Raw genomic sequence first — 403 nt, 5'->3', positions numbered from 1 at the left:
TTCGCACCCAGCGGCAAATGCACGGTGCTGGTCGTAGACGACACGCCAGACAACCTCTCGCTGATGAGCGACCTCCTGCGCACCGACTACAAGGTCAAGCTCGCGCCCAGTGGCGAGCGTGCGCTGCAGATCGTGGCGGGCGACAGCAAGCCCGACCTGATCCTGCTGGACATCATGATGCCGGACATGGACGGTTACGAGGTGCTGCGCCGCCTGCAGTTCAATCCCGACACCGAAGACATTCCCGTGATCTTCCTCACCGCCATGAGCGCGGCCGAGGACGAGAGCATTGGCCTGGAGCTGGGCGCGGTGGACTACATCACCAAGCCCATCAACCCCGCCATCGTGATGGCACGGGTGCGCAACCACCTGCAGCTCAAGCGCGCGCGCGACTTTCTGGCTC

General features: G+C 64.0%; 1 protein-coding gene. It reads left to right on the top strand.

Translation table 11 applies throughout. The features are described from left to right. Positions 1-24: 24 nt before the first annotated feature. Positions 25-403, top strand: a 379-nt coding sequence (locus tag GPA27_RS28620) for a response regulator (protein ID WP_169143760.1), incomplete at its 3' end; no start/stop codon positions are given.

The organism is Aromatoleum toluolicum (assembly GCF_012911005.2).
Taxonomy (GTDB): domain Bacteria; phylum Pseudomonadota; class Gammaproteobacteria; order Burkholderiales; family Rhodocyclaceae; genus Aromatoleum; species Aromatoleum toluolicum.
The sequence above is the reverse complement of the archived record's forward strand: the minus strand, read 5'-3'. Positions and strand labels throughout refer to the sequence as shown.